The sequence below is a fragment of the Bacillus sp. ISL-51 genome (assembly GCF_018613535.1).
Lineage (GTDB): Bacteria > Bacillota > Bacilli > Bacillales > Bacillaceae > Bacillus.
On record NZ_JAGGQB010000002.1, the window covers coordinates 239,271 to 262,592 of the forward strand.

Annotated in this window: 32 protein-coding genes; all 32 read right to left on the reverse strand. The window is 44.8% G+C overall.

Annotated features, from left to right (window positions below):
* Nucleotides 1-5: 5 nt before the first annotated feature.
* A complete protein-coding gene (locus J7E26_RS01275; RefSeq protein WP_214812916.1) occupies nucleotides 6-3,203 on the reverse strand; it encodes a phage tail protein in 3,198 nt (1,065 codons plus the stop codon).
* Nucleotides 3,204-3,215: 12 nt separating this feature from the next.
* Nucleotides 3,216-3,980: a distal tail protein Dit gene (locus J7E26_RS01280; protein WP_119027019.1), complete on the reverse strand. Its 765-nt coding sequence runs from the start codon at nucleotides 3,978-3,980 to the stop codon at nucleotides 3,216-3,218.
* Nucleotides 3,973-9,051, reverse strand: coding sequence for a phage tail protein (locus J7E26_RS01285; protein WP_214812990.1), 5,079 nt, complete (start codon nucleotides 9,049-9,051; stop codon nucleotides 3,973-3,975). Before J7E26_RS01285 ends, J7E26_RS01280 begins: the two co-directional genes overlap by 8 nt.
* Before the next feature lie 4 nt (nucleotides 9,052-9,055).
* Nucleotides 9,056-9,364 (reverse strand): hypothetical protein, encoded by a 309-nt coding sequence (locus J7E26_RS01290; RefSeq protein WP_003155844.1) that lies wholly within the window; start codon nucleotides 9,362-9,364, stop codon nucleotides 9,056-9,058.
* A 47-nt stretch (nucleotides 9,365-9,411) separates the two neighbouring features.
* Nucleotides 9,412-9,918: a tail assembly chaperone gene (locus J7E26_RS01295; RefSeq protein WP_003155845.1), complete on the reverse strand. Its 507-nt coding sequence runs from the start codon at nucleotides 9,916-9,918 to the stop codon at nucleotides 9,412-9,414.
* A 56-nt stretch (nucleotides 9,919-9,974) separates the two neighbouring features.
* On the reverse strand, nucleotides 9,975-10,289 hold the full coding sequence (locus J7E26_RS01300) for a fibronectin type III domain-containing protein (RefSeq protein WP_251039236.1): 315 nt from the start codon (nucleotides 10,287-10,289) through the stop codon (nucleotides 9,975-9,977).
* Nucleotides 10,231-10,563 carry a fibronectin type III domain-containing protein gene (locus J7E26_RS01305; protein ID WP_214812918.1) on the reverse strand — a complete coding sequence of 111 codons (333 nt, stop codon included), beginning with the start codon at nucleotides 10,561-10,563 and terminating at the stop codon, nucleotides 10,231-10,233. Before J7E26_RS01305 ends, J7E26_RS01300 begins: the two co-directional genes overlap by 59 nt.
* Entirely contained in the window at nucleotides 10,487-11,002 is a 516-nt protein-coding gene (locus J7E26_RS01310) for a phage major tail protein, TP901-1 family (protein ID WP_007408587.1), read from the reverse strand. Before J7E26_RS01310 ends, J7E26_RS01305 begins: the two co-directional genes overlap by 77 nt.
* 13 nt (nucleotides 11,003-11,015) lie before the next feature.
* Nucleotides 11,016-11,414 carry a DUF3168 domain-containing protein gene (locus tag J7E26_RS01315; protein ID WP_214812920.1) on the reverse strand — a complete coding sequence of 133 codons (399 nt, stop codon included), beginning with the start codon at nucleotides 11,412-11,414 and terminating at the stop codon, nucleotides 11,016-11,018.
* Nucleotides 11,415-11,432: 18 nt separating this feature from the next.
* Nucleotides 11,433-11,849 carry an HK97 gp10 family phage protein gene (locus J7E26_RS01320; RefSeq protein ID WP_007408589.1) on the reverse strand — a complete coding sequence of 139 codons (417 nt, stop codon included), beginning with the start codon at nucleotides 11,847-11,849 and terminating at the stop codon, nucleotides 11,433-11,435.
* A complete protein-coding gene (locus tag J7E26_RS01325) occupies nucleotides 11,842-12,180 on the reverse strand; it encodes a phage head closure protein (RefSeq protein ID WP_214812921.1) in 339 nt (112 codons plus the stop codon). Before J7E26_RS01325 ends, J7E26_RS01320 begins: the two co-directional genes overlap by 8 nt.
* Nucleotides 12,177-12,476: a phage head-tail connector protein gene (locus J7E26_RS01330; RefSeq protein WP_015388403.1), complete on the reverse strand. Its 300-nt coding sequence runs from the start codon at nucleotides 12,474-12,476 to the stop codon at nucleotides 12,177-12,179. Before J7E26_RS01330 ends, J7E26_RS01325 begins: the two co-directional genes overlap by 4 nt.
* Before the next feature lie 8 nt (nucleotides 12,477-12,484).
* The gene (locus J7E26_RS01335; protein WP_151296178.1) at nucleotides 12,485-12,736 is read right to left on the reverse strand and encodes a hypothetical protein; all 252 of its coding nucleotides are present in this window, start codon (nucleotides 12,734-12,736) and stop codon (nucleotides 12,485-12,487) included.
* Between the two features lies 1 nt (nucleotide 12,737).
* Nucleotides 12,738-13,073 (reverse strand): hypothetical protein, encoded by a 336-nt coding sequence (locus tag J7E26_RS01340; RefSeq protein ID WP_003155858.1) that lies wholly within the window; start codon nucleotides 13,071-13,073, stop codon nucleotides 12,738-12,740.
* A 4-nt stretch (nucleotides 13,074-13,077) separates the two neighbouring features.
* Nucleotides 13,078-13,995 carry a phage major capsid protein gene (locus J7E26_RS01345; protein WP_214812923.1) on the reverse strand — a complete coding sequence of 306 codons (918 nt, stop codon included), beginning with the start codon at nucleotides 13,993-13,995 and terminating at the stop codon, nucleotides 13,078-13,080.
* A gap of 15 nt (nucleotides 13,996-14,010) precedes the next feature.
* Nucleotides 14,011-14,592 carry a DUF4355 domain-containing protein gene (locus J7E26_RS01350; protein ID WP_214812925.1) on the reverse strand — a complete coding sequence of 194 codons (582 nt, stop codon included), beginning with the start codon at nucleotides 14,590-14,592 and terminating at the stop codon, nucleotides 14,011-14,013.
* A 102-nt stretch (nucleotides 14,593-14,694) separates the two neighbouring features.
* On the reverse strand, nucleotides 14,695-15,621 hold the full coding sequence (locus tag J7E26_RS01355; RefSeq protein ID WP_214812927.1) for a phage minor head protein: 927 nt from the start codon (nucleotides 15,619-15,621) through the stop codon (nucleotides 14,695-14,697).
* Nucleotides 15,608-17,011, reverse strand: coding sequence for a phage portal protein (locus J7E26_RS01360; RefSeq protein WP_214812928.1), 1,404 nt, complete (start codon nucleotides 17,009-17,011; stop codon nucleotides 15,608-15,610). The genes J7E26_RS01355 and J7E26_RS01360 overlap by 14 nt, the downstream gene beginning before the upstream one ends.
* Nucleotides 17,011-18,219 carry a PBSX family phage terminase large subunit gene (locus tag J7E26_RS01365; RefSeq protein ID WP_214812993.1) on the reverse strand — a complete coding sequence of 403 codons (1,209 nt, stop codon included), beginning with the start codon at nucleotides 18,217-18,219 and terminating at the stop codon, nucleotides 17,011-17,013. Before J7E26_RS01365 ends, J7E26_RS01360 begins: the two co-directional genes overlap by 1 nt.
* Nucleotides 18,206-18,967 carry a phage terminase small subunit gene (gene terS, locus J7E26_RS01370; RefSeq protein ID WP_063095631.1) on the reverse strand — a complete coding sequence of 254 codons (762 nt, stop codon included), beginning with the start codon at nucleotides 18,965-18,967 and terminating at the stop codon, nucleotides 18,206-18,208. The genes J7E26_RS01365 and terS overlap by 14 nt, the downstream gene beginning before the upstream one ends.
* Before the next feature lie 164 nt (nucleotides 18,968-19,131).
* Entirely contained in the window at nucleotides 19,132-19,320 is a 189-nt protein-coding gene (locus tag J7E26_RS01375) for a hypothetical protein (protein WP_214812929.1), read from the reverse strand.
* Nucleotides 19,321-19,453: 133 nt separating this feature from the next.
* Complete coding sequence (locus J7E26_RS01380) at nucleotides 19,454-19,666, reverse strand: helix-turn-helix domain-containing protein (protein WP_003155868.1); 213 nt, start codon at nucleotides 19,664-19,666, stop codon at nucleotides 19,454-19,456.
* A 298-nt stretch (nucleotides 19,667-19,964) separates the two neighbouring features.
* Nucleotides 19,965-20,102 carry a hypothetical protein gene (locus tag J7E26_RS01385; RefSeq protein WP_014304494.1) on the reverse strand — a complete coding sequence of 46 codons (138 nt, stop codon included), beginning with the start codon at nucleotides 20,100-20,102 and terminating at the stop codon, nucleotides 19,965-19,967.
* A 105-nt stretch (nucleotides 20,103-20,207) separates the two neighbouring features.
* Nucleotides 20,208-20,723, reverse strand: a complete 516-nt coding sequence (locus tag J7E26_RS01390) for a sigma-70 family RNA polymerase sigma factor (protein ID WP_151280311.1) — start codon at nucleotides 20,721-20,723, stop codon at nucleotides 20,208-20,210.
* 14 nt (nucleotides 20,724-20,737) lie between these two features.
* Nucleotides 20,738-20,866, reverse strand: a complete 129-nt coding sequence (locus J7E26_RS01395) for a hypothetical protein (RefSeq protein ID WP_003155870.1) — start codon at nucleotides 20,864-20,866, stop codon at nucleotides 20,738-20,740.
* A 248-nt stretch (nucleotides 20,867-21,114) separates the two neighbouring features.
* Nucleotides 21,115-21,294, reverse strand: a complete 180-nt coding sequence (locus tag J7E26_RS01400; RefSeq protein ID WP_044802090.1) for a hypothetical protein — start codon at nucleotides 21,292-21,294, stop codon at nucleotides 21,115-21,117.
* A 10-nt stretch (nucleotides 21,295-21,304) separates the two neighbouring features.
* Nucleotides 21,305-21,739, reverse strand: a complete 435-nt coding sequence (locus tag J7E26_RS01405) for a hypothetical protein (RefSeq protein WP_214812930.1) — start codon at nucleotides 21,737-21,739, stop codon at nucleotides 21,305-21,307.
* A gap of 2 nt (nucleotides 21,740-21,741) precedes the next feature.
* Nucleotides 21,742-21,984 (reverse strand): hypothetical protein, encoded by a 243-nt coding sequence (locus J7E26_RS01410; RefSeq protein WP_017417275.1) that lies wholly within the window; start codon nucleotides 21,982-21,984, stop codon nucleotides 21,742-21,744.
* Nucleotides 21,984-22,292: a hypothetical protein gene (locus tag J7E26_RS01415; RefSeq protein WP_214812931.1), complete on the reverse strand. Its 309-nt coding sequence runs from the start codon at nucleotides 22,290-22,292 to the stop codon at nucleotides 21,984-21,986. The genes J7E26_RS01410 and J7E26_RS01415 overlap by 1 nt, the downstream gene beginning before the upstream one ends.
* A complete protein-coding gene (locus J7E26_RS01420; protein ID WP_214812932.1) occupies nucleotides 22,289-22,675 on the reverse strand; it encodes a hypothetical protein in 387 nt (128 codons plus the stop codon). The genes J7E26_RS01415 and J7E26_RS01420 overlap by 4 nt, the downstream gene beginning before the upstream one ends.
* Nucleotides 22,672-23,070 carry a YopX family protein gene (locus J7E26_RS01425; protein ID WP_140957402.1) on the reverse strand — a complete coding sequence of 133 codons (399 nt, stop codon included), beginning with the start codon at nucleotides 23,068-23,070 and terminating at the stop codon, nucleotides 22,672-22,674. Before J7E26_RS01425 ends, J7E26_RS01420 begins: the two co-directional genes overlap by 4 nt.
* A complete protein-coding gene (locus tag J7E26_RS01430; RefSeq protein ID WP_140957404.1) occupies nucleotides 23,071-23,322 on the reverse strand; it encodes a hypothetical protein in 252 nt (83 codons plus the stop codon).

The following is a 23,322-nucleotide window of genomic DNA, read 5'->3' on the forward strand; positions in this document are numbered from 1 at the left end:
CCCACCTATTTATCTTTTGGTCTAAAATGAATGTTGCTAATTGACACTTCATATTCTCGGCCGTCAGTCGGTCCATAGAATAGCTTTATATCGCCGCTAGGATACACAGTAAAACGTTCCTTTCCAGTTCCATTCCAAACGTAAGCAGGAAAGATTTGCTGATACTCCGGTGCAACTTCTTCAGGCAGACTGCAAATTACATAATCACGCAGCTCTCCAGCGCCCATTTTTCTCAAAAAGCCCCGCAGCATTACATCGCCGCTCTCATTAATTCGATATTTAACCGGACCAAAAGAGCCTCCTTTACTTGCAAAAGGGCTCATAACCTGCAAGAATTCCCACCCACTGTCTTTATTTCTTATCACAAATCTTGATTTTTTGTGCTCCAAAACCGCTTCATATCTATCTCCAACTAAGCCGTCGTAATTTACAGTGTTTTTCAACTGCATAACAACCTCATTGTTCAGCAAAAAATCAAAATATGTGCCAGCTGAATCACGAGTATCAATTTGATTTTGTGAATAGATTTTCAGGGCCGAAGTATAAGTTTCTTCCGGAAATGTTTTGCCTCCGTCTATCGTAATTGTGCCATTCTCGATTAACACACGGTTTATATCATATTCAACATTACCGCTTGTATCTTCAGCCTGCCTTCTTTGTGAGAATGATGAAGCTGTCAATTCTAAAACATCATATCTTAATCCTTTATTTGCTCTTTTTCTTTGATATATTGTACCCGCTTCAATATAGGCAGTCAGTGAGTCTGAATTTGAGATTGGCTCAAACCGGGCTCCTTTTATCAAAGAACCTTCTATCGTGATCCCCTTAATCGTGCCAGCGGTTATTTTATCAGCAGACAGATTGGCGATTTTTGCGTTTGTAATTGCTCCATCAATAATATGTGCGGTGTCAATTATGGCCGTTCCGAGATGTGCCTTTTTAATTGCGGCGTTCGCGATAGCAGCAGACCCTACCGCCGCATCTGCAATTTTTGCTGATGTTATCGCGGCTGATTGAATATTGGCTGAACCGACCGCAAGGTTTGCAAGATAGTTATTCGTGATGACCCCATCAACCAGGGCTACGTCATAGGGACTGTAGCCATATTCTTTAATTATCGTTCCTTTTCTGACTTGAATTTTTCTTACGACATAACTGCAATTACTGTTATCATCCGAACCACGGCCACCCAAACCAATTGTGTAATTATTACCGGTTTCCGGTGCCGTGAATTGAATATTCACCCTCTTGAATTCATCTGCCGGGTAATTGCTTATGTCGGTGAGCCCGCTTGAATCCAAGGAAATAAAAGTGCTGCCTTTTTTTAGATGATTCCAAGATATATCTGTTGTATTATTTCGTTTCACTTCAAAAGACAATGTATACACTTGATCTTTTACAAGCGACATCGTCTGTTTTACAGAGAGTTGACAAACACCAAAAGCCTTGGCGCCATCCTGAGAAATTGTCATTTCATTGAATTCTTTTTTGTCTATCGTGTACTTTGAGCCTGAATAGGCATACCACCAGTTGCTATCTAACAATGAGCCCGGCAAAATATTGGCATCATCAAAGTTTCTGGAGAGCTTATCAGCATCAACGGCCAGCTCGGCCAGCTTTTCCTTTGTGATCGCTCCGAAAACAATGTCATCAGTCAGAATGCGCTGAGTGGTCGCGGAAAACTGATCCGTGAATTCGCTTGCTGTGCCCCGTGTGTTGATTGAGCGCAAGCGATAATACCAAACTTCATTTACTCCCGTAAAATGCTCGTATCCGCCTGTTTTGCCTCTGAAAATACGATTCTCTTTTAATGGGGTGAATCCATTTACTTGTGAAGCATACACCTCGTAGGCTGCAATATAACTGGACGGATCATAGTCCCATGTCAGGGCCACATTCTGAAACATGGGTTTGATCACTACATTCGACGGAACGGGCGGTGCTTTGTCGGGAAAGCTGCCGTCCGTAACCTCTCCGGCGTCCGGTTTGCTTTCCCAAGTGCCACGGTTCTTTTCGATCACACTTTCAATCTGCTCAAGCCTACCGTCTTTTTGTAATGCCGATAAAAATTGGCCGATCTCAACGACGCAAGTATTTTCAGGGTCGGTAATATCGTATTCCATTGAAATAACGCGCTGAGATGTCTCAATCGGGATAGCGAAGTTTCGATCAATTGCGATCGTTGTATCTCCCAATTCCGTATGTTCGTGTTCGTGTCCCGGCACGCTCTCAAGCAGTTGCACGGACAGCTCATAATTGATTTCTGTCTTACATGCAGTCGTTATCAAATGATTATACGTGGCCTTTAAGAGCTCTTCCGGCTCCGTTATGTCTTCATTATTGAACTGGCCTTCCCGATGGATCAACTTTCCATCTTTAAGGCGCCCCAATCTTTCTAATAAATCCGGATCGCCAACCCATTCCTGGCCTAAGGGCTTATCGACCGGGTCGCCTTTTGATTTTTTCCATTCTACTTCAGAGAAGTCAATAAAACGGGAATAACCGCCCGTTTCCTCTCCTTCCTCATCCGTAGATGCTATGGATGCCCCATAACCCCAAAGGGCTGTCACCGGGTAACTGATAACGGTCCGCCGGATATTCGTTGTATCCTTATCACTCTCAAAGCGCTTCCCGCTGTCTTTACCGCGACGTGGAAGTATTTTTATGATTCGTTTGACGACCTTGTTCCCGTCAAATTCTATAGTATCCTGAAGCTCCCCGCCCCATATATTGATCACGTCAGCGATACATTCCAGAGCTGTTTTTTTATAGAAGGTAGTCGAATTCACTCCAAGCTCCGCCGTTACTTCCGCCACCCATCTTGACCGAGAAAGAACGTTGTCCAGTACAAACTGAGCAGTTTTATCGGTAGGGCGAAAATCTTTTACAAAGGTTTCGGCAAGCTCCATCATGGCAGCTTCACAGGTAACCTGAGTGTTAATCTCTCCTTCTTCACTTGTATCATCCAGTTCTTTGATGACAAACAGACGCATTACACCGTCCTTATCCTTGAATACCACTTGATTCTCTTCGAATAGGAAACGCGCGTCAGGGTGGGAGGCGTCTGCTACAAAAGAAAAAGAAGAGCCCTTGTTGAGCTCTTCTTTGTATTTAGCATCCCAGAACGTACAGGTTTCTCGTCCGTGGCTGGACAGCACTGTCAATAATTTATCATCTGGTGAAAGTATATAAATGTCAGCCATGACCGGACCTCCTTACAAATATGCCTCATTAAATTTGATGCTGCTCTTATGACTGAACTTGATTTTAACTGGCGTCCTGGGCGGCAGCAGAAACCAATCTGATTGAATTTGAAGTGCTGTCATGATTAAATTACCGCTGCAAGTGACCTTTCTTTTTGCTGAATCAATTACAAGTGTGTCACCTGCGATGAAATCGTACAGCAGCTTGATCGTTTTCGATACAGATCCATCAGCATTAAGAAGAGCCACCTCATATGAAGTGGCTTTCTCTTCAAAGATGCATACAATTGTCGGGTCTACAGCTGCATAACCCGGATTAGTGATAGTTTGAACACCTGAATTAAATTCAAAATCCTTCGCCGGGCCGTATTTTTTTGGATCAGGACAGATAAAAGTCAATGTTGCAGTCTGAAAGCCTCCCTGTTCTTCGCCTTCTGAAATGCTTTCAAAGACAGCATTATAGACTCTGTCAGGCTCATCGTGAAAAATTAACGGTTTAGGCTCTTCAGTATGCAGAATAAAAGTCAGTTCCTCCTGCTTTTTCTTCAGCTCTTCTTCACTACGGAAGGCAAAAAGAACCTCAACGGTTATGACTCTTACAGGAATTCTTGTGTCCCGCAGGAAACCTCCCGGACGATTCCCTATAGTGGCTGTATTCACTTCCCTCCCTGTCACGCCTCGGCCGCCCGTGGACTTTACATAAAAGAAGGGTGATATATCAATGCCGTCAAACGTGATTTTCCATTGGTTTGGCAGCAGCTCCTGATAATTAATCATTAAATCTCACCCTCCTTGCGTTTGACCTTTTTTGTGCGTTTGTGACAGGCTTTTCTACTCCTTGACCGACCTTCTTGCTGTCCATCTCAATAACAATCATTCTGTCAGGCAATTCAAGGTTCCGGATGTCCGCGCTCAATTCTTTTCTAACCGTGCCGAGTTCGCTGCTAGAAATGGATGTGTCATATGCAAAATTCATATCCTCTTGCTGAATAGTCATGGCATCACTGACGGCTCCCATAGCTTTCTGAACAGTGCCGATACCATTCTGAATCCCCACAGCGATACCGGCAGGAACCATGATCCCCACCTGATCCCGCATCAATCTGGATGGGGAATGGATTTTCAATTTTTTCTTAATGGTTTTCTCAATTGTCGATGCGATGGAGTTTGCTTCTTTCGCCAGCTCGCCCTTCATATTCTTCATTCCAGAAATAATGCCGGCCATTGTATTTGATCCGATGGCTTTGCCGCTTTTCTTGAGAGAACCAAGTTGTTTTACATCGACTGTAAGCTCCCCAATTTTGCGGAGATAGTCATTTTTCAGAAGTGCCAGTTCTTTATTTGCGGCCGAGCGTAATTCAACTATTTTCTTAGTTGTCTCGTTTTTCAGTCCGGTTAATTCTTGTTCCGCCTGAGTGCTCGCCAGCTTATGCTTTTCCTGCCACAGCTTGACATACTCATTTAACTCGGAATCTGTCATGCGTGAAATCGCATTAATTTGATCAGCTGACCCGACACCCATTTCTTTCAATTCGTCTGTGAACGCCTTCGGTGCCCGACCTGCTATTTTTGAAATGTCATTGTTGAACGTTTTGATCTTGTCCAGCTGCTTTTTAAGATTTGCAGTCAGCTTGGAGCCGTTCACTTTTTCACTTGAGACATCGTCAAATAGACCGATGGCGTTATAAATCGCGTCTGTTCGGTCTTGCAGTTCCTTTTTATAGGCATCGTTGGCCGCCTTAATATCGGCAGTCAGTTTATCATTCACACTTTTGAATTTTGAGAGATAAGTATTGTTTGCAGAAAGAATGCCCTTGTTAAGTTTGTCAGCCGCTTTCTTTTCGGCTTCCTTCTGCTTTCTAGCCTTATCAGCCATCGTTTTTTGAGTCTGATAGATTTCCCGTTGAACCTTTATTTGCTGGTCAGAATTCAGCTTGTTCTTCTTCTTGATTTTCTCAAGCATTTTGATATAGGTATTCCCGCTGATTTTTCCTGTATCGTATTTTGCCTCAGCTTTCTTAATCTGATCTGATACTTTCTTGGTATAAGCCAGTTTCGCCTTCGCTTCCTTGCGCTGCTGCTCTTTCAGTAGCTTCTTCTGTTTATCAGAGGCGCTTTTGGATGCCTGATATATCTCGCGCTGGATTTTTCGATTTTGCTCGCTGGTAAGCTTGTTTTGCTTCTGAATCTTCTGCAATGTTTTGATATACGTATCGGCGCCCATTTTCTTGGTGTCATACTTCACTTCAGCGTTCTTAATTTTGTTGGATACCTTTACCTCAGCCGCCTTCTGAGCCGCTTTTGCTGCTTTTGCCGCGGCCGCTTTTACTTTGGCCTGAGATTTATCAATACCTGCAGCCATACCGGTACCGACATGATAACCGACCTGGTCACGCATTACCCTTGACGGAGAATGAATCCCCAGAAGTTTTTTCATGCCGTTAGGTATAGCATTTGCCATTGATTTTACTTTGCTCGCTAATGCTCCCGCCATGCCTCCGATACCGTTTATTAAGCCTTGGATGATGTTACGGCCAATGGACTTGAGATTGATGCCTTTAAAAAACTTCATGACACCATTCCAAATGCTGACGATACGTTCTTTTGTTGCTTGGATACGGTTTACGATTTGTGCTTTCATGTAACTGAATGCTGTAGAAGCCGCACTTTTAATGCCGTTCCAAATGGACATCACTTTGCTTTTCACTGTATTCCAGAGGCTTATTACGCTGTCTCTCGTCGCTACAATTCTATTGACGATTTGCGCCCGCATGTAGTTGAAGGCTGTTACAGCTGCACTTTTTAAAGCATTCCAGACAGATGTTACTTTGCTTTTTATCGCGTTCCACAAACTGACCATTTTGTCTCTGGTTACAATAATCCGATTCACAATTTGTGCGCGCATATAGGTAAAAGCAGTCACCGCAGCACTTTTCAGGGCATTCCATATGGACGATACTTTACTCTTAATTGCATTCCATATGCTGATCATTTTGTCTCTTGTCGCGATGATCCTGTTAACGATCTGCGCCCGCATATAAGTAAAGGCTGTGACAGCAGCCGTTTTAAGACCTGACCAAATTGAGGTAACGGTGTTCTTTATACCGTTCCATATTGAGGTCGCAGTCTTCTTAATTCCATTCCAGACAGAAGAGGCGAATGATTTTATCGCATTCCAGACCGTAGTGAAAATGGTTTTGTAAAGATTGAATTCCCATTTGAAGAAAGCAGACAGGCCAGTCCAAATGGTTTTGGCTGCCGTTACAATTCCATTCCAAACAGTGGAGAAGAACGACGTTATTGCGTTCCATGTTGATGTTGCCGCTGTTTTAATGCCTTCCCATACAGATTGGAGCCACTGAGATATGACGCCCCAAACTTGAAGGGTGTACTGCTTGACCTTATCCCAATTGGCAATAATGAGAACAACTAAGGCTATAACTGCCGCCGTAATCCACCCGATAGGCCCCATTGCGATGACCCATGATGCTGCCATGCGCGCCGCATTTGCCGCTGCTTGAGCCGCCAGAATGACCAAGCGTTTACCAAATAAGATCATTTGCTTAATTCCTGCCGCCAACATTGACACAAATGAACTGATTTTTGCCGCGGTCCACGCCGCTGCCATACGTGTTGCTTGGGCTACTGATTTTGCTGCTAAAACAGTTATTCTGGCAATGAAAAGTCCCATCTGCTTAATGCCGTTTTTCAGCATTGTTATAAAAGAACCGATTTTCATCGCAGTCCATGATGCTGCCATTTTCACAGCATTAGCTGTTGTCTTTGCTGCCATAACGGTATATCTCGCAATGAATTGCCCTATAGTAGCTATCGCTGATTTTAATTGGGTGATCAATCCGGCCATTCTAATTCCGGATGCGGCAGAACTGAAACTCCGAATATATCGAGCAGCAGTCATAAAATCTTTAAGTCCGTTCGTAACAGCGCTGACCGCTACTATCGCCGGAACAATGGCTCTTAAAGCACCGATTAATGAAATGCCTGCCGCAATGAACTTCCCGATTGCCGGGTTTGCTTCCATCGCTGCATTAGTAAATTTCAAAAACCCGTTTACATTCTCCAAAATCGTTTTACCGAGTGGAGCCATGCCAACAAGCAAGTTGATGATAGTTTTCGCGATCTGCCCCAATGTGCTCCATACTGTAGGGCCGTTGGTCTTGATATAGTCAATGAACGATTGAAATTCTTTTGTTTTCGTAACGCTGCCAGCCCACTCATTGAACCGCTTGGTCAGGTCTACGAGAGATGTCATCATGTCTTGAGACATAGGAGCGAACCCGGTAAACAGCTTTGTCAGACCGCCCGAAAAGTTTCTGATGATCTGTAGCAGTTTTGGGCCGTTTGTTTTTGTATACTCCACGAAAGCCTGAAATTTCTTTGAAGAACCCAAGTTCGCTGACCATTTCACCCATGATTGGGTTATTCCTTCGATGGATTTCGTCATGCTCTTTCCGGCCGGCCCGAATGCTACGATCAAATTGAAAACTGTCCGTAAGACGTTCCCGGCAGATCGGCCGAATGAAGCAAATGCCCCCGGAGCTTCTTTGTTCAGATAAGAAATGAATCTCTGCATGTCCGGAGCTTTAAAAGCTTTGTCCATGCTTTTCGCCAGTCCCACGCCCTCTTTCGCCAGTCCGTCAAACATTGGAATGAGTGAGTTGAGAGCGAGTTTAAACGTATTTAGAGACATACCGAATGTTTTCAAGATCGGCTTTTGAACCATCGTACCGATGTCCCGCCAATTGTCTTTGAAGTCTTCGAGGTTCTTTAATGCCTCTCTCTCTTCTTTTCCAAGAGATTTTTGCAGATTATTGATCTGTTTCATGATTTTAGCGCGCTCTTTTGCGCTTGTTGCATTGTCCAGCTTCTCCTGCAGCTTTGCAAGGTCTTCAGATGCTTTGAATACACCGCTTATTGAAGTAATAGCCAGGGCACCGAATGCCGCCGCGCCTGTTCCCGCTGTTGCAAAAGCACTGGTTAACCCCATAACCCCGCCAGCTGCCACCCCGAGCATAGGACCCAATGAGCCGATTACCCCGACAATACTTGCAAGGGCTGGCGAGATTGCAGGAAGTAGGGACGTTAATGCCCCGGCAATTGAATGACCGATGACTGTTGAAACTGAGTTTGTGATCTTGGCAAGCCTGTTCATTGACGTTTCAAACCGATCAATTCGAGCTTCTATACTAATCCATACTCTTCTCGGCAAGGAGGCCAGAGCAGCGCGTGCGGTTGCCACAGAGCGCATAAGCGCAGCCGTGTTTCCGTTTATGACCGTGGTAATTCTGTTTGGCAGTGAAGCCAAAGCAGAACGGACAGCCGAAACCCCGCGCATGATAGGCGACGTGGCCGCATTAAAAGTGGTAGTTACGTTATGAGATACTGATGCTATTGCTGACCGCGCAACAGCGACAGCACGCCCTAAAGGAGTGGGATTTCCGTCTATCGTCGTTGTGATTCTGTTCGCCACCGCCGATAGCCCTGCTTTAGCGCGTGCCAATGCGGAAGATAACGGTCGCACATTCCCCATTAATTGCGTGGTGACAGTTTGGGGAATCTGTCTTAATCTTTGCTTCGCCCAATTGATGGCCCGAGTTAAAGGGTCTGAATCCGCATCTAAATCAACTCGCGTGCGTTCATGTCGATGAACAAAATTATCTATTTGTTGCGATGCCTGCCGTACTCTTGCCTGAAAGCTGGCAATCTCGGCATCAATCTCGACTGTATGATGATCAGCCATCCGGCGCATTATATCATTGACACGATCCATACTACGATTAAATTTTCGTGTCTGTGCTTCAACTATTGCTGTCAGTCTTTCGATCATTCCCTCACCCCATTCCTTGTCCGGATTTTGCAAAGTGGTTGCGGATTGCATCATTAAACCGCTGAACCCCTTTGGCTCGTTTGCCGAGCTCGTTTACATCTGACTTGCGCCATTTGTCGTTATCGCCAGTGATATTGCGCTCCAATTGGCGTCTGGCCTTCTTTGCATCAAACATTTTCGTTTCTTTGGGGCGCTTCTCATTCATGGCGTAACGGTGAAACATGGCGTTTCTTGCCATAAGCTCCAATTCATCTATTTCTCGCAACTTGGCCCCTTTGAGCAGAAGTTTGTACTCGTTAGGAGTCCATGACATGATTAAATCCACATCATAAACCCCAAGCCAATGTGCGGAATTCGTAATTATTTGGTCGTAGTCGATCCCGTTCTCTCTTTGTATGCCTCTTTCATCATCTTCAAGACTTCCTTGCCGTTCTCTTCGTCCTCCAGCCGCTTCGCTTCCATTTCCGGCGTTTCGTTCGGAGCCGGTTTCTTCCCTTTGTTCATCTTCTCCATCATCTTCCAGCGCTGACGGATCACGCCTTTGAAAAAACCCGCTGAGTCCAGTGTTGTGAATGCTTCATTGATCATCTTGTCAATTGCCTCGCCTGTCTCGTCTTCATCAATGATTTTCATGATTGCTTCTTCAATAGCCTCAGTTGAAGGCTTTTCTTTCTTCAAGTAAGCCAGAGCGCAATCCCAAAAAGCAGAAAGATACGAAGCCTCTTCGTTGAGCAAGCTCATGTAAATATTCATTGTGCCGCCTTTGCCCTTTTCGTCCTCAGTGGAGTATTTTTCGTTTGCTAACCTGTCAAAAGCAAAGTCGCAACGTGATTTGTATTCTTTATCTCCGATAGTTAAGTAAGCCATTTATAAAACCTCCGATTATTTTTGTATGTTAAAAAAGAGCCCGGGAAACCCGGACCCTATGATTCCTTTTCTGTTCGTATCGTAAAATTGGCCGATCGTTCCGATTCCCCGGCCGAGTTCACTGCCGACACGTTAAAAATGTAGGCGGTGTCCGGTTTCAGGTTAGGATTCGACGTGTACGAATTCTTTGAGACAGTCGCTATTTTTGCATAAAATCTGTAAATGTTGTAAGATGTCGCCCCTTTCACCGCATCCCATGAAAAACTCACCTGATTTGAAGTGACGCTTTTCGCAGTTATATTGCGGGGTACGTTAGGGCGTAACCGCTTGTGTTTGCGTAACAATCTCAGCCATTGAGGACTCGCCCGCATCGTTCACAGCAGAGACGTTGACCGTTAATTTCGTGTCGGCCGCAATTCCTGTCAAGGTGTGGGATGTGCCTGTGACAGTTGCGTCCAGCTGCTTGCTTGCTCCCCTATAGACCTTATAAGAAGTTGCCCCATCTACCGCATCCCATTTCACGGTCACGCTGTCAGCCGTAGCCGTGAACGATAGATTTTGGGGCGCCTTAGGGCGTAGTGCTTTTAGTACCGAAATCTTCAAAGCCTTTAGCGCCGGCCGATGATTTAATTGTTTCCAGCACATCATCAGGGATCGCGGGCAATTCTCCCTTAAAGGTTTTTCCTAATACCGGTAGGGTGACTGAGACTTCGACAAAGCCATCCTGTGGAGAGCCTGATTCTAAACTTTCGATGATCGCATGCCCATAAACGGCAGGGTGTTTGCCCTCAGCATTTTTGTTGATATTCGCCTTCCAGACTTTAATTGCTTTTTCGTCGTCAAATGCTTTTTCAATCGCTTCTTGTCCTGGATCGGTAACGGCAGCAAAATACGTCAATTCAAAGCTTTCGTTTTTCGTACCATATCCAACGATCCGGCCTGACTTTGTGGACTCGTCTAGTGTATCTTGTTCTTTCGTGTGTGATCCTTCCGTCTGAAAGGCAATAAATAGACCTTCGCCATCTTTTGCATCCATTGGCTGCACAAAGAAAATCTCATCTTTACCGTTTAATAAATCTGGCATTTCTTTCATCCTCTCAATTGTTTATTGTGAAGCGCATTCTGAGAATGCCGTGACGCGTGTACCCGTCAATATCGGTGATCACCTGCATGCTGCGCATCTCAGAACGGCATAAAGAAAAGCCCTCTATTGTTAGGGGCCTGTTTGTCAATGCTTGAAGCACGAGGCTCAAAATCTCCATAGCTTCTTTTTTTCCGTTGTAACCTGACCAGCAATGCAGAACAACATTGATTTCTTCACCGCTGGACGTCTTTGTTTCAAATGGGGAAACATCATCATCCCCCATTGTCACATAAGGCTTTTGCTGATCTTTCGGGACTGCATCAAAGACGCCCGTGACGCGCCCGTTCAGCTCTTCGTCTGTTGATAACCTCTTAAATAGAGCAGCCTGCAACGGCCACAGGGCAGATCGCATGATGACAGCTCCTTTCTATCACATTTGACTGGCAAAATACCGCATGCCTTCATCCACCGCTGGATTCCAGAACGGCTGCGCCCGCATTCCCCGCGTGACCACCCATCTATTAAGCTTGGTGTCATAATATACCCACGGCGTTTGCCGGCCGCCGCCTTCCTCTGCATAAATCCCTGTTCCATATTCCACATATACGGCATAATCAGCACCAACAGAAATAACGGCCCGTAAGCCGCCCTCTTGGTAGTCGATTTCAATTGAATTTTTCAGGTTCCCCCCGTCTATTGCGGCGGTCGGAGCATTCAGAACAGCATGGCTGTAAATCAGCTCGGCCGTGTCTGTGACCAGTTGCTTAATATCATCTATGACCCGGTTTCTGAACTCGCTCGTGGCTCTTTGCATCTGCCTGACCCATCTACCACTGACCTCAGCCATTGCCCTTCAGCACCCCCGTAACCTGACATTTCAAATTCATAATCTCATGCATGCCGCCCTGGTCGATCGGTTCTGATTTGAGAGTCAGCACCTTGTTTTCGTAGATGATCCGCATTGTCTTCTCAATATCAGTGCGATACGGGAAATACACATTGCAATCAACCGGGTTCTGAAGTTGCTGAGCCTGATAATATTCCCGGGACGTAATCCCCCCGACAAAGGCCTCTGTTGTGAGATAATCGGTGAATTTTTCAACATAGCCCCCGCCGCCGTCCGGCACCTTTTCCAACCGCTGAAACGTTATGACGTGCGGGAATTCCTCATAGATCATTTAACTCTCAGCCTTCGATATGGCGTAAGGTGTTTTGTGATGTACCGAGGAAATTCTGTATTGTACGAATAGGACACATCCCCCATGCTTCTTCCCGAGAGTCCAGAAGGATTCATGTTATATTCCGCAGCCTTCGCAACAAAAAGCTTCACGCCAGCTGGTAAAGCCTCCGGATCGAAAGTGTTGCTACAAAAATCACTGGCAGACTCAATCAAAATAGGGACTATTTCAGACAAATATTCGTCATGCCTATCTGTCTTAATCTCTGTCATTCGCTTTACTTGTGCGATGTCCACTGAATCACCTACTCTTCACCTAAGACAATCTTGATCAGTTCGTCTTTAGGCGCTTTAGGGTCAAAATCATATTCATTCTCTTTCAAGAAAGCAATAATCTCATCTTTGTTTACCTTCTGCAGTTGAGCCTCAGTCATATCAAGAAGATCGGCAGCTGGCTTCTTGACCTCATCCACTCTCTTAAAGCCAATATGAGAATAAACCACCTCGAAAGCCTTTTCAGTGCATTGAATGGTTTTGGAACCGTTAGATGCTTTCATATCACGCGCCGCCTCCTTCCAGTGCTTTTATCCGATTCTCTAAATCAGATAGTTTGGCTGTCACATCGTCACCGAGTTTAGCTAAAGTAACTGCTTTGGCACCGATGTTGGCATTTTGTACACTACCGGTGCCGATGTTACGATTTTGGACAGACCCATCACCGATATTGATGTTTTTCACTTCTCCGTCGCCGATCATTTCCGAAGTGATAGTTTTAGGAGCAGGTGCAGAACCCGATAACCCGGTCACCTTCGCACCCTCTTTTATTTCAAGCTCGCCGCCGATCACCAATTTGTCGCCGTTATTAGTGTTATAGTTTTTAGATGTGTACCCCATAAGCTTACGCCTCCGTTACTGGTGTAATAGCAGCAAAAGCAGCATCGGTCAATGTCATGAATCCGACTTGCTGAGTTACACGGAGAGCAACCATATCTCTCTCATACAAGTTGATCGGGTTTCCGTCTGCATCGACAATCGTTGTCAATGTTGCATCCTCTGAGATTTTGTATTCCATTCCTTGAGGGATTCCGTAACGTGTGTAATTCCAGTCAGCCGCAAGTAATGCCGCTTTTTCGTAATCCCATGACTTAGAATCCACATATCCAATCGGAAGGCCAAGGGCCTGCTGTGTGGCGCCGCCTGTCGCATCGTTGAAGATCGGAAGCCCGTTACCGTCCTTAGTACCACGAAGTTTCTGACGGAATCGGCGTGTTGTTGTAAAGCCGTTTACATCTTTGTCAGCGTCTTCGACCAAAGCCATGACCCCGCTTAACTCATCATATAGATTGCCAAGTGAGTTGAACGCAATTGTGTTACCAGATTCCTTGATTTTTTCAAATACAGATACGCCTTTTCCAAACGGTGAATCTACACCGAATAACGCAGCCTGATCAAATTTGATCGCAAAGGCTTCAGCGATAGCCGGGCGCATTTGTGTGAAGAAATCTGTTACAGAGTAGCGCAAGAATTCTTTAGAAACAGGGATGATGACACCCAATTTCTTTGAAATCATTTTTGCTGTTAACCATTGGGCCTTAGATGTTTGAATTCTATCGCCCTCTCCAACCCAGTAAGCTCCCGGTCCAGAAGCCAAGTACGTGAATTCCTTCACCGGCTTACTCATTTCTTCATATTTTGCTAGTTTCGTGACAGCAGATTGAGTCATAAATTCTTTTAAAACCAGCGTTCCTTGTTCAGTTGGAACCTTCCCATTTACTGAGTCTTGCATTAATGCATTGTTTGGATTAAATGTTGGCATTAAAGATAGCCCTCCTTATTTTCTAATACTTGCTTCAGCTGCAAGCGAGCTGATGTCTAAATCTTGATTTGTCGGTTCATTGCTGCCGGACTGGACATCACGGCCATTCTCTTGAAACTTGGATTCAATAGCCTTTTGGAGTGCAGCATTGTACTTCTCTTCGAATGCTCCGAGGTTCTTCATCGTTGATTCTTCATCCTCACCGATAAAGAATTCCACTACACCTGCCGGCAGTTGCTTTTCAGAGGCATAAGAAACAGCTTTGTTTAAAAGCTTTTCACGTTGTGCCGCTGTCTTTTGATCTTCCAGCTCCTTTTCGAGCTTCCTGATCCGCTTCTGCTCTTCTGTTTCTTCCGGATAAAGCTCTTTTACCTTTGCATCAACCAGAGCATCGAGGTTGTTCGCCTTCCACGTATCAAGGCCTTTCGTAAAATGGGAATCCAACCGAGGCTGAATGAGACGTTTTCCTTCTTCTGTATCTAAAAACCCATTCACCTTGTCAGCTGACAAGGCAGAAAGTTCATTCAGATACGACTTAACATCTTCGTTCTCTTTATTTTCTTCGAGAAATTTTTTCACATCTTCTAAAGTTGGCATTACGTTTCTTCCTCCTTCGCCCTCTACAGTGCGCGCCTGTTATGAGTGCATGAAAAATAAGCCTTTTAACGTCATGCTCAGGACAAAATAAAAAGCCGCTGTTTAACGGCTTCCCTTTTCCTCAATGGATTTGTACCATTCTTCATAGGTTTGGTATGGGATTGTTTGACCTGCCCCGCTGCCGCCTTCCCTCGCCCTTCTCGTATCCGGCAGGACGCCGTTTACTTTAAAAGCAATCGTACAACGGCAGTTTATGTCATCTTTCGCATTATTCATGTGCCCCGGAGCCGGTCCGACGCCGCCGTAAATTGATTTGAAGAGCCCATTGCGCTCTATTGTCTTCCCATCCAGCTTCCTGTGCCCGGCTCGTGTTTTTAGATCAAGGGTAGCATTCCACATCTTTTTAAGATTGCTCCGTTTTGAGGCCTTCTCAGCGCTTTCCATCCTTGCCGAGACTTGTGCCCTATGAGCTTCTGTTCTCGCCACGTCACGGGCTTTCCTGCGGGCAAATTCGGTCGCTCTTTCAATGCGGCGGGCGATCTTTGAATAATCCTCCCCCGCTTGTAAGCCCTGCGCGACGGAAATTTGAATCTGCCGGACATAATCGTCTCGATGCCGCCTGTATATCGCTGACAAAGTCAATTCAGCTATAGGGTTTAGAATGGCCTGCCGAATGACTTCGGCTGTCGGGATGCTAAAACCCAAGTTAACCACGGATTCCATTTCAAATAGATAAGCAGAACGCATATAATTCTCTAAAAACTGCTTGGCTGCTAATGCCTCAACAATAGTCAGAATGGTTTTGAAAGCCTTGTGAGATTCCTCGGCCATCCTCTCCATTTCCTTGTTCAGACGATTGTATTTGTTGGCATCGGCTAAGGTAAGCTGGCCGTCCTTGCTGTACTTCGCATACAGCCGGGCAATTTGTGCATTGATCTCCTTTAAGCGAGACGCAAAAACGACATCAATCTTCTGAGCATCCTCAGTGATCATGTCGTCCAGGTACTTATCAATATCATTCTGGTTCATCTTCATCACCGCCCGCGTCTGTTTCCACATCCGTTAACGGCGGCATGTTGAGCCTGTATTCCTCTTCTTCCTCTTCCATCTTCTTCAGCTCATACTGGACATCATCAACAAACGACAACAGAGACAGGCGGGTTTCTTCACTTACCATTCCTTTAAGCTGTCCCGTCGTGTTTGCTTCTTCCAGTACATTTGCCGGAAGGTTTCTCTTAAATCCAAACCAAACTTTTTTATAATCTTCTGCTGCCGCTTGCCTTTTAGTGTCCCATGCGGAAAAAATCAGTTTATATTGATAACGCAGAGCAGCCGTCATCTTCCGTTCCATTGTGATGCATTTGTTTTCAAGCGACATCAATTTATATTTCATCGCAACCCCTGAAACATTCCCACCAAAAGATTCATCGGAGAAATTGACCGATTTCGCAAAACGGAGAATATTCTCTTCCAACCTATCAAGATGGTTTTCTATAATGGCATCGTTTATATCCTTTGTCAGATAGCTTACGTCGTCTTTTTCGTCATACAATTCAAGGATTCCGGTCTTTTTGAGCTGATCAAGCGTCTCTTCATCCGCGCCAAGCCCTTTTAAAATCAGATAAGCCAGTCGATATTGCTCAATCTCATTCGATGCATCGGACAACGTGCGGTCATACGCATCAATTAACGAAAGAACCTTTTCGGCATCTCCCTTTAGTTCCTTGTTATTCGCTAAACCGAATAAGGGGCAGCCATCAAAAAGATGTAAGACCTTTTTATCAAAAGTGAAGGCCGAGCTGTCTTTCGTACTGAAATAATAAACATATTTCTGATCATAGAATTCTGCTTTGATCTTTCCGCCGTACACCGTGTAATATCGCAAAGCGTAAGCAGGTTCATGGATGCTTCCATCAGTAATAAAGGCGCATTCCCATGGATCAATATTTTTTATACGCTCGTTCCCAGAACGATCAACGTAAGCGAGGCGGGCGCCGTAACCGCAAATAGAGGCCATCTTCCCCCACTCGCTGTCTTCATCAGCAATGTTATTTCCCATATTAAAATCTTCGATCAGCTGTTTTACAGGTATTGCAGTGCTTGCCGCATCGCTCTCATCAAACTCATATGCAATAGGGTGGCCGAACAAATAGCCCACCTTTGTATCAATGATTTCAGAGTCAAACGAGTTGTTCAGCCTATTGTTTACTTTGTGATCAATACGTTTTAATTTTCCTGTTTCAAAATCCTCGTATTCAATGGCTTCTCTGGATAAGATCGGAACTCCTTGAACCTCAGCCTGGTACCGATCATAAAGCTTTTTCATTCTGTCATGATCCGGCTTATGTTCCTGAATGATCTTGTCAATCAATTCAGGCGTTATGCCGGACTGTTCAATCATGTCTATAAAATGATTCATCAGCTCACCCCTCTCCGTCTTTTCGGTTTATTATGCGAATACAGAGCGTACCGGAGAGCATCCAGCACGTCGTCCCATTCCTTCACAGGGTCGCCGGTCTTGGGATTCCATACATACATGAAAATTTCTTTTTTGAAGCGCTCAACCTTATCTTTCACGATGAATAATTCATTTCTCTTAAACAGCCGGGCCACTTCTTCAATACCGGATACGATCGCCTTATCAGCGTTCAATGCACGCAGTTTCTCCCTGCGGAATCGCTGAACGTGTTCCGGCCGCGCGGAATCGCAGTAGAAATTAATGTTTCCGTACCGCTCTTTGATGTCCTTCGCTACCTTCACCCAGTAGTCAATCTCTTCGTGCCGCTTGCAATGTTCTTCGAGCAAATAAAAACACCCTTGGTCATCTTGTCCGATTACGACAATAGAACCCGGGTGATCATATCCCCAGTCAACCCCCGCAAAATACTTCTTGAAATTGACGCGTCTGTTTTCAAATTCCTCGGAGCCGATATAGTGAATGTCCTTATTGAAATCCTTGTAAATGACCCCTTCAGGCGCCACCCAATAACCGTATATGTCCCGATCTGTAAACATGCCGCTCGGCGTCGATGCCACGATGCTCTCCACATATTCCGGATCGAGAAAATTGTTATCGAACAGCGAGAAATGAAATGACCGGATGTTCAGCCGGCCGCTTTTCAATACCTGCCCGTCTTTGTCGATATAATCCGTTTTGACGGTGTGCATCGGGTTTTCGGGGTTTGTATCCATCATGACCACAGCGCCTTTATACGAGCACCGGGAAATGACTTCTTTCACGAATGAATCGTGCAGGGCGGTCGCTTCATTCAGGAATGCGCCGGCTGATGTGAACCCCCGCGCTTTTTTCCATGAATCAGCATTGGCGCCGTCAAAGCAATAAACACGGTTGCCGAATATTTCAACGGCATTCGACTTGTCGAGCCTCAATTCTTTACCCAGAATCAATTCCATATCGTTCAAGACATTTCGTTTTATGGCTGCCTGAGTGGCCCCGCCGATGATGAAGGATAAACCCATGTTTTGATACTTGCTGACATGAGCAAGGAACGTCAAAAGGAGCACGAATGTTTTCCCTGCCCTCTTTGCACCGCTACAAATTAGAATTTTGGGTTGCTCTTTAATAAAGCTGTCCCAAACTTCCTTTTGCTTTTTATTCAGTTCCATCGGCATTCACCATTTTCCTCAACATTGCGGCAATATCATTTTCTTGGGTGTTTCCGTCGCCGCCATTAACAGCCTTCTTCGTCTTCTCGATATTCAAGCGCATTTGCTCCAATTTAAGGCGCCGCTCATCTTGCTCATGCGCCAGCTGGTCGAATTGCTTGATCAAGCTCCTGAGCTCTCCCATTGCCCGAGATTGAGCATTCAGGAATGTTGCATGACGATCCCAAGCGAATTGTATTTCAAACTCTTCTTCAGTGACGGCTTTTTCAAAATACTCATTGCCCTCTTCGTCCTCTTCTTGGTGATAAACGTATTTCGCCTTTTTAAGCTCTTTTGCAAGGTCGTCTTTATTCTGTACAAACATAATGCGCTGCGCCCAGATAATAGCCGCATATTGTATCTGAATCTGATCCCATATCATATCAGCAGGGGAACGCTCCTGAATCTCTTCCATGATTTCAAGCGTTTCTTCCGGCAGATACTTTGAGAAGAACCCATGTGATACAGCATTTTGATTTCTTGCCGGAGCCGCCCCGCCGCTATTTCCTAATGCGTTTTTGTTGCCGGGTTGCCCTCCTATTTTTGTGTGCACACTTTTTTCAATGGGTGCACCCTTTTTCCTTTCCCAACCATGCCGCTGCTTCCACGATTTAATGGTGTTCACCGACACCCCGTACTTCTCGGCAAGGTCCTTGTATTTCATGCCTTTGACGTAATCCTTATACGCCTGAATGTGCTTTTCAGCCATCTACATTCACCGCCGCCCCCTTCTGATTCGTGTTTGTTTCGGAAAAGATATTCCCTCTAAACCGACGCCGCACTCAGACCGTTAACCGCCAATTGTTTTTCTGAGATTTACCGGAATCAGTTTACAGAGAACATAAAAAAACACCCCGAAGGGTGTTTATTACATTAGCTTATCTCCCAAACAATCAGGGTTTCTTTGTCATTAAGTTTAACAAATTGAGTAAGTCTCACATTTTCTGCTTTATGCTCTTCACCCAATTCTCTGCTAATCTCTCCAAGGAATTCCGCCCAATCTTCTTTGGGTTCGAAGACATGTTGATAAAATTGCTTTACATTCATACCACCAATTATCATAATTCTCACCTCCCACCTTATTATCGGTTAAGGAGTATGATAAAGGAACTATTCGCAAAATTTGTCGAACGAAAGCGCCCTTCATAAATAGGTGGCAACCGTAAGACGAAAAAACACCCTTTTGACAGGGTGCTCATTTCCGTCTATGTTTTTGGAAATCCAAAATATCCTCTTTCAGAAAAAGCCTGTCCCGGGGCATTTCTTTCATCGGCTCTAATTCCCCGGTCTTTACTAACTGGTTCAGATACTGACGGGTGAACCCCAATATCTCAAGCGCCTCACTTGTATTGAGTATCTCTTCATTCAGAAATTTCTTGATTGCGTCACGCTCTTTAGGCTTGTACATTTTTGACTCATCCTTTTTTCTCACGATATTTCAAGTAAAGGGAAAATGCTTTCTCAATGATCGAAACAACAAATAAAATGATCAGACTAATGTCGAGAGCCGTTTTCAATGGTCCCGCTGCCACATCCTGACGGAAAAACAGCATATACGCCAGGGCGAGAAGAACAACAATATCGGTAGTGGACTGTACACTTTTCATTTTTTTGAAAGTGGCTGACTTTCAAGTATTTTTCTTTAGTCGCCGCATTTGCTATACTTGGAGCAAGGGAGAAGCGCTACCTTCTCCCTCGGCTCAAAATCATCTGCGCTTTCTTGGACGTCTGCGTTTTTTGATTTTGGGCTTTTTTGTTTTAAGCTTTTCCCTGATGATGAGGACTTTTTCAACAACTGTGAGAGTTGTGAGGATAATCCCCAGTACCAATGCGATTTCAGCCACTTTCTTTCCCTCCTTTCTATACTTTAATTATACCTCGTTTATTTACTCACGTCAAGTAATTTAATGGACTTTTTTCATTATTTCTCCAATAAAAAAAGAGCCTATTCACGCTAAACAGAATAGGCTGTGATCTGCTCTATTTTTCATTTTCAGACGGGAACGTTCAATGTTCTTCTGCACAGTTCCTTTTTTAATCCCCAATAACTGCGCTATCTCTTCGAATGACATGTTTTGCACAGCATGCATCATGAATATGTCTTTTTCTCTTTCGGTAAGCACGGAAAGGGCATCAGCGATTCTTTCCTTATCCCAATCACTTACCTCTCCCTCAGCTTCTTGAACGATTGCGTATTCTTCCGGCAACGCATCAATTAAGCGCGGATCAGCAAGAATCGTCCTTTGATATGCGTCTCTTCTGTCAGCACCTCGGCGGGCGCCCGGCTGTCTTCCGTTCTGCAGCCATTCAAGAGTGAATTCAATGTCACTGATCATGCTACTGATAATCTTTTTGTCGTTGATCTGCTCAGCCGTCAGATCGACTTCAGCTGTATCTTTGTAGAGCCGGTACATTTTTCTTGTTTCTCTTAAAGCCCGTTTGTATTCAATGATTAAATCTTGCATTCTGATTCCTCCCCTTATTTGCGCTTAAATGCGCCGCCCTTGCCTCGTTTAAGTGTTTGCATGTTCGTGTTCATCATTTGTTGCCAGAAACGATCTGAGCGCTCCTGCGTGTTTTTATTGGGCTTTTTCTTTTTCTGCTTCATGTCATCCCTCCGCTAAAATAAAAAACGGACACCAATCAGAGCACAGTGATTCTGTGCAATGATCAGTGTCCGCAGGCTTTCCGTCTTGGACTTATTCAGTTAAAGCAGCACATATGTAGCAATGTTCCCGATGATCGCTGCTATACAAATTGCAGTTAAGTGATTTCTCAGCTGTGAATCGTTATCCTCTCCTATAACTCCCATAAGAGAGATTATAAGAACCAGCAGGAGAACTATTTTAAAGGCTATTAACACTCGTCTTCCCTCTTCTCTCTATACTTATCAATATCTTGAAAAAACGCCGCGGCCGTGAATGCAATGATTGCGCCTATTAACGTGATGTTTGCTTTCATGTCCGGCCTGTATTCGTACTGGAAATAAAACCAGAATCCTAACCCCATCAGCATAAAAACTATTCTCAGCGCCATCGAATCCCCCTTATTTGATTTGAAATTTAGCTGATTCAAATGTTCCGATATAGTTTCGCTTGCCGGAATCAGAGTAGCAGTCAAGCTGGATGACATAGGTTCCCTTTCCGGTCTTATTCCGGATCGTTTTCACGTTGAATGATTTCAGAGGCGTTGCCGTTTTGAAGCTGCCCCGCTGTACCAGATTCGTATCAGTCAGCCCGCCGCCGCTGCGCTTCTTGTATACGCCGGCCGTGTAATAAAGTGTTCTTGAGCCTTTTTTCTCGGCTTTCCAGTCCACCGTTGAGGCGCCGGCCGTGTATGTCGCGGCATCCGTAAACACCCGGCCGCTGTACCCGGGTTCATTTTGCCAGCCTGACCATGCTGCGGAAGCAGACGGCGCAACGGCCGCGGCTCCCGTGAGTAATATTGCCGATAGAATGATTGATTTGAATAGTTGTTTCATGATTACTCTCCCCTCATTGCTGTTAATACATCATGGACATAAAAATTCTGCTCCAACGCTTCCCACAGTTCGTCTGTCATGCCTTCTTCTGCTGTCATGTCTTCAAAGTCGGCGCCTGTATACTGGATACTTGATCCGCTTTCTGTTGGTGAAGTTTCCTGCCTGTTAATTTCTTCCCCATTCTCGTTAAACAATTTCACAATGCCTTTTTCTGCTGTGATTTCGATTACGACTTTGTTGATCATCATTCTTCCCCCTTAACGATATACCCCTTCAAAATCGCCTTATTTAGATCATAAGCAGACATGCTGTTCAGCGGATCAAACAATCCGGTCCACGGTTCGACATCCCCTAGTTTAATGACAAAGTGTTTCCCGACGAATTGAAGGCGCGCAAATTCTTTTTTATCTCCTTTAGTCAACGCGTTCACTCTTTCAGGTTCATCGTCAGCCATTTTTTTAAAAAACTTCATGCCTTCCTCTATCGCCCGCGCCTGCGCCCGTGTGATCTCAACCTTATCGCTTGTTTTAATTGTGATTTTTGTCTTTGTCATTCCGCGCCCTCCTTCCAGTGCGGAAAATCCTCAAAGTCTCCAATATGCTCATCGTTGCATGCAGCGTATTCTTCTTTTGTTCGATCCCAACAACCTTTGCACATTGAAGCGCCCATATCCGCTATGAAAGGAGAAGGCCGCACCTTGTCTGCATATTCTTCGCAGTAGGCACATTTATGACCGTTTGTATAAGCGAGTTCAATTTTTCTTAATTGTCCTTCGCTTAATTCAACAGTTCCGATAGCTGGTACACAGATTTCATCAATATCGTAAATAGAAGGTTTCCCGTTATAGCCTCTATGCCTGAATCTATCATTTGCCGTATGCCCCAGATCAATTACTAGTTGCCCGCCGATTAATTTAAGATCAAGTTTCCCCATCATTCCGTGCCCTCCAATAACTTAGGAGTTTCATATGAGTTACCGATAACCTTCAAGTTTTTTATAAAGCCGCTAGGAACATTGTGCCGGCCCTTTGCTATGAAAATAACACGCTTCTGCCTTATAAAATCAGGTCCGTTGCCACCACCAAAAGCCTGAGCTAAATTCCTTTCTTCATATTCAATCTCATCACCTGGATAGATCATTTTTCCGTCTTCGTCTTTCTGACCAGTTCCCCACATGAGAGAAGATTCACCATCGTCACTGGATGCAACACACCCGCCGCCAGCATCGTGCCACAAAAACCAACTTCCGTCATTTTTGATGGTTAGGCTTATATCCTCCTCATCCCAATAATGCATGTTCTCGCCGTCCCAAACTCTGTATGCGGTGATCATTTAAACACTCCTTTCTAATTCCAATGCCGTTTTACTTGATTTCACAACGGAAATTTCCGCTCCATCTTCCAATACATGCAAATCAATTTTCGCTTCGTGAAATGGCGCGCAACTCTCACGACTAATGAAAGCGCATTGATGGTGCCTTCTCCTAACCAATTCTTCTGCGACAACGTCAAAAGCTTCTTGCAATGTGATTGCTCGTTTGAAACCTTTTTTCTTTTGTAGTCTTCCTGTTTTTGGTTTTCTCAT

Coding starts and splice junctions, on each gene's coding strand:
- J7E26_RS01275 (WP_214812916.1), bottom strand. CDS start 3,203: ATGGCTGACATTTATATACTTTCACCAGATGATAAATTATTGACAGTG.
- J7E26_RS01280 (WP_119027019.1), bottom strand. CDS start 3,980: ATGATTAATTATCAGGAGCTGCTGCCAAACCAATGGAAAATCACGTTT.
- J7E26_RS01285 (WP_214812990.1), bottom strand. CDS start 9,051: ATGATCGAAAGACTGACAGCAATAGTTGAAGCACAGACACGAAAATTT.
- J7E26_RS01290 (WP_003155844.1), bottom strand. CDS start 9,364: ATGTCATGGACTCCTAACGAGTACAAACTTCTGCTCAAAGGGGCCAAG.
- J7E26_RS01295 (WP_003155845.1), bottom strand. CDS start 9,918: ATGGCTTACTTAACTATCGGAGATAAAGAATACAAATCACGTTGCGAC.
- J7E26_RS01300 (WP_251039236.1), bottom strand. CDS start 10,289: ATGCGGGCGAGTCCTCAATGGCTGAGATTGTTACGCAAACACAAGCGG.
- J7E26_RS01305 (WP_214812918.1), bottom strand. CDS start 10,563: ATGTGCTGGAAACAATTAAATCATCGGCCGGCGCTAAAGGCTTTGAAG.
- J7E26_RS01310 (WP_007408587.1), bottom strand. CDS start 11,002: ATGCCAGATTTATTAAACGGTAAAGATGAGATTTTCTTTGTGCAGCCA.
- J7E26_RS01315 (WP_214812920.1), bottom strand. CDS start 11,414: ATGCGATCTGCCCTGTGGCCGTTGCAGGCTGCTCTATTTAAGAGGTTA.
- J7E26_RS01320 (WP_007408589.1), bottom strand. CDS start 11,849: ATGGCTGAGGTCAGTGGTAGATGGGTCAGGCAGATGCAAAGAGCCACG.
- J7E26_RS01325 (WP_214812921.1), bottom strand. CDS start 12,180: ATGATCTATGAGGAATTCCCGCACGTCATAACGTTTCAGCGGTTGGAA.
- J7E26_RS01335 (WP_151296178.1), bottom strand. CDS start 12,736: ATGAAAGCATCTAACGGTTCCAAAACCATTCAATGCACTGAAAAGGCT.
- J7E26_RS01340 (WP_003155858.1), bottom strand. CDS start 13,073: ATGGGGTACACATCTAAAAACTATAACACTAATAACGGCGACAAATTG.
- J7E26_RS01345 (WP_214812923.1), bottom strand. CDS start 13,995: ATGCCAACATTTAATCCAAACAATGCATTAATGCAAGACTCAGTAAAT.
- J7E26_RS01350 (WP_214812925.1), bottom strand. CDS start 14,592: ATGCCAACTTTAGAAGATGTGAAAAAATTTCTCGAAGAAAATAAAGAG.
- J7E26_RS01355 (WP_214812927.1), bottom strand. CDS start 15,621: ATGAACCAGAATGATATTGATAAGTACCTGGACGACATGATCACTGAG.
- J7E26_RS01360 (WP_214812928.1), bottom strand. CDS start 17,011: ATGAATCATTTTATAGACATGATTGAACAGTCCGGCATAACGCCTGAA.
- J7E26_RS01365 (WP_214812993.1), bottom strand. CDS start 18,219: ATGGAACTGAATAAAAAGCAAAAGGAAGTTTGGGACAGCTTTATTAAA.
- terS (WP_063095631.1), bottom strand. CDS start 18,967: ATGGCTGAAAAGCACATTCAGGCGTATAAGGATTACGTCAAAGGCATG.
- J7E26_RS01375 (WP_214812929.1), bottom strand. CDS start 19,320: ATGATAATTGGTGGTATGAATGTAAAGCAATTTTATCAACATGTCTTC.
- J7E26_RS01380 (WP_003155868.1), bottom strand. CDS start 19,666: ATGTACAAGCCTAAAGAGCGTGACGCAATCAAGAAATTTCTGAATGAA.
- J7E26_RS01390 (WP_151280311.1), bottom strand. CDS start 20,723: ATGCAAGATTTAATCATTGAATACAAACGGGCTTTAAGAGAAACAAGA.
- J7E26_RS01395 (WP_003155870.1), bottom strand. CDS start 20,866: ATGAAGCAGAAAAAGAAAAAGCCCAATAAAAACACGCAGGAGCGCTCA.
- J7E26_RS01400 (WP_044802090.1), bottom strand. CDS start 21,294: ATGGCGCTGAGAATAGTTTTTATGCTGATGGGGTTAGGATTCTGGTTT.
- J7E26_RS01405 (WP_214812930.1), bottom strand. CDS start 21,739: ATGAAACAACTATTCAAATCAATCATTCTATCGGCAATATTACTCACG.
- J7E26_RS01410 (WP_017417275.1), bottom strand. CDS start 21,984: ATGATCAACAAAGTCGTAATCGAAATCACAGCAGAAAAAGGCATTGTG.
- J7E26_RS01415 (WP_214812931.1), bottom strand. CDS start 22,292: ATGACAAAGACAAAAATCACAATTAAAACAAGCGATAAGGTTGAGATC.
- J7E26_RS01420 (WP_214812932.1), bottom strand. CDS start 22,675: ATGATGGGGAAACTTGATCTTAAATTAATCGGCGGGCAACTAGTAATT.
- J7E26_RS01425 (WP_140957402.1), bottom strand. CDS start 23,070: ATGATCACCGCATACAGAGTTTGGGACGGCGAGAACATGCATTATTGG.
- J7E26_RS01430 (WP_140957404.1), bottom strand. CDS start 23,322: ATGAGAAAACCAAAAACAGGAAGACTACAAAAGAAAAAAGGTTTCAAA.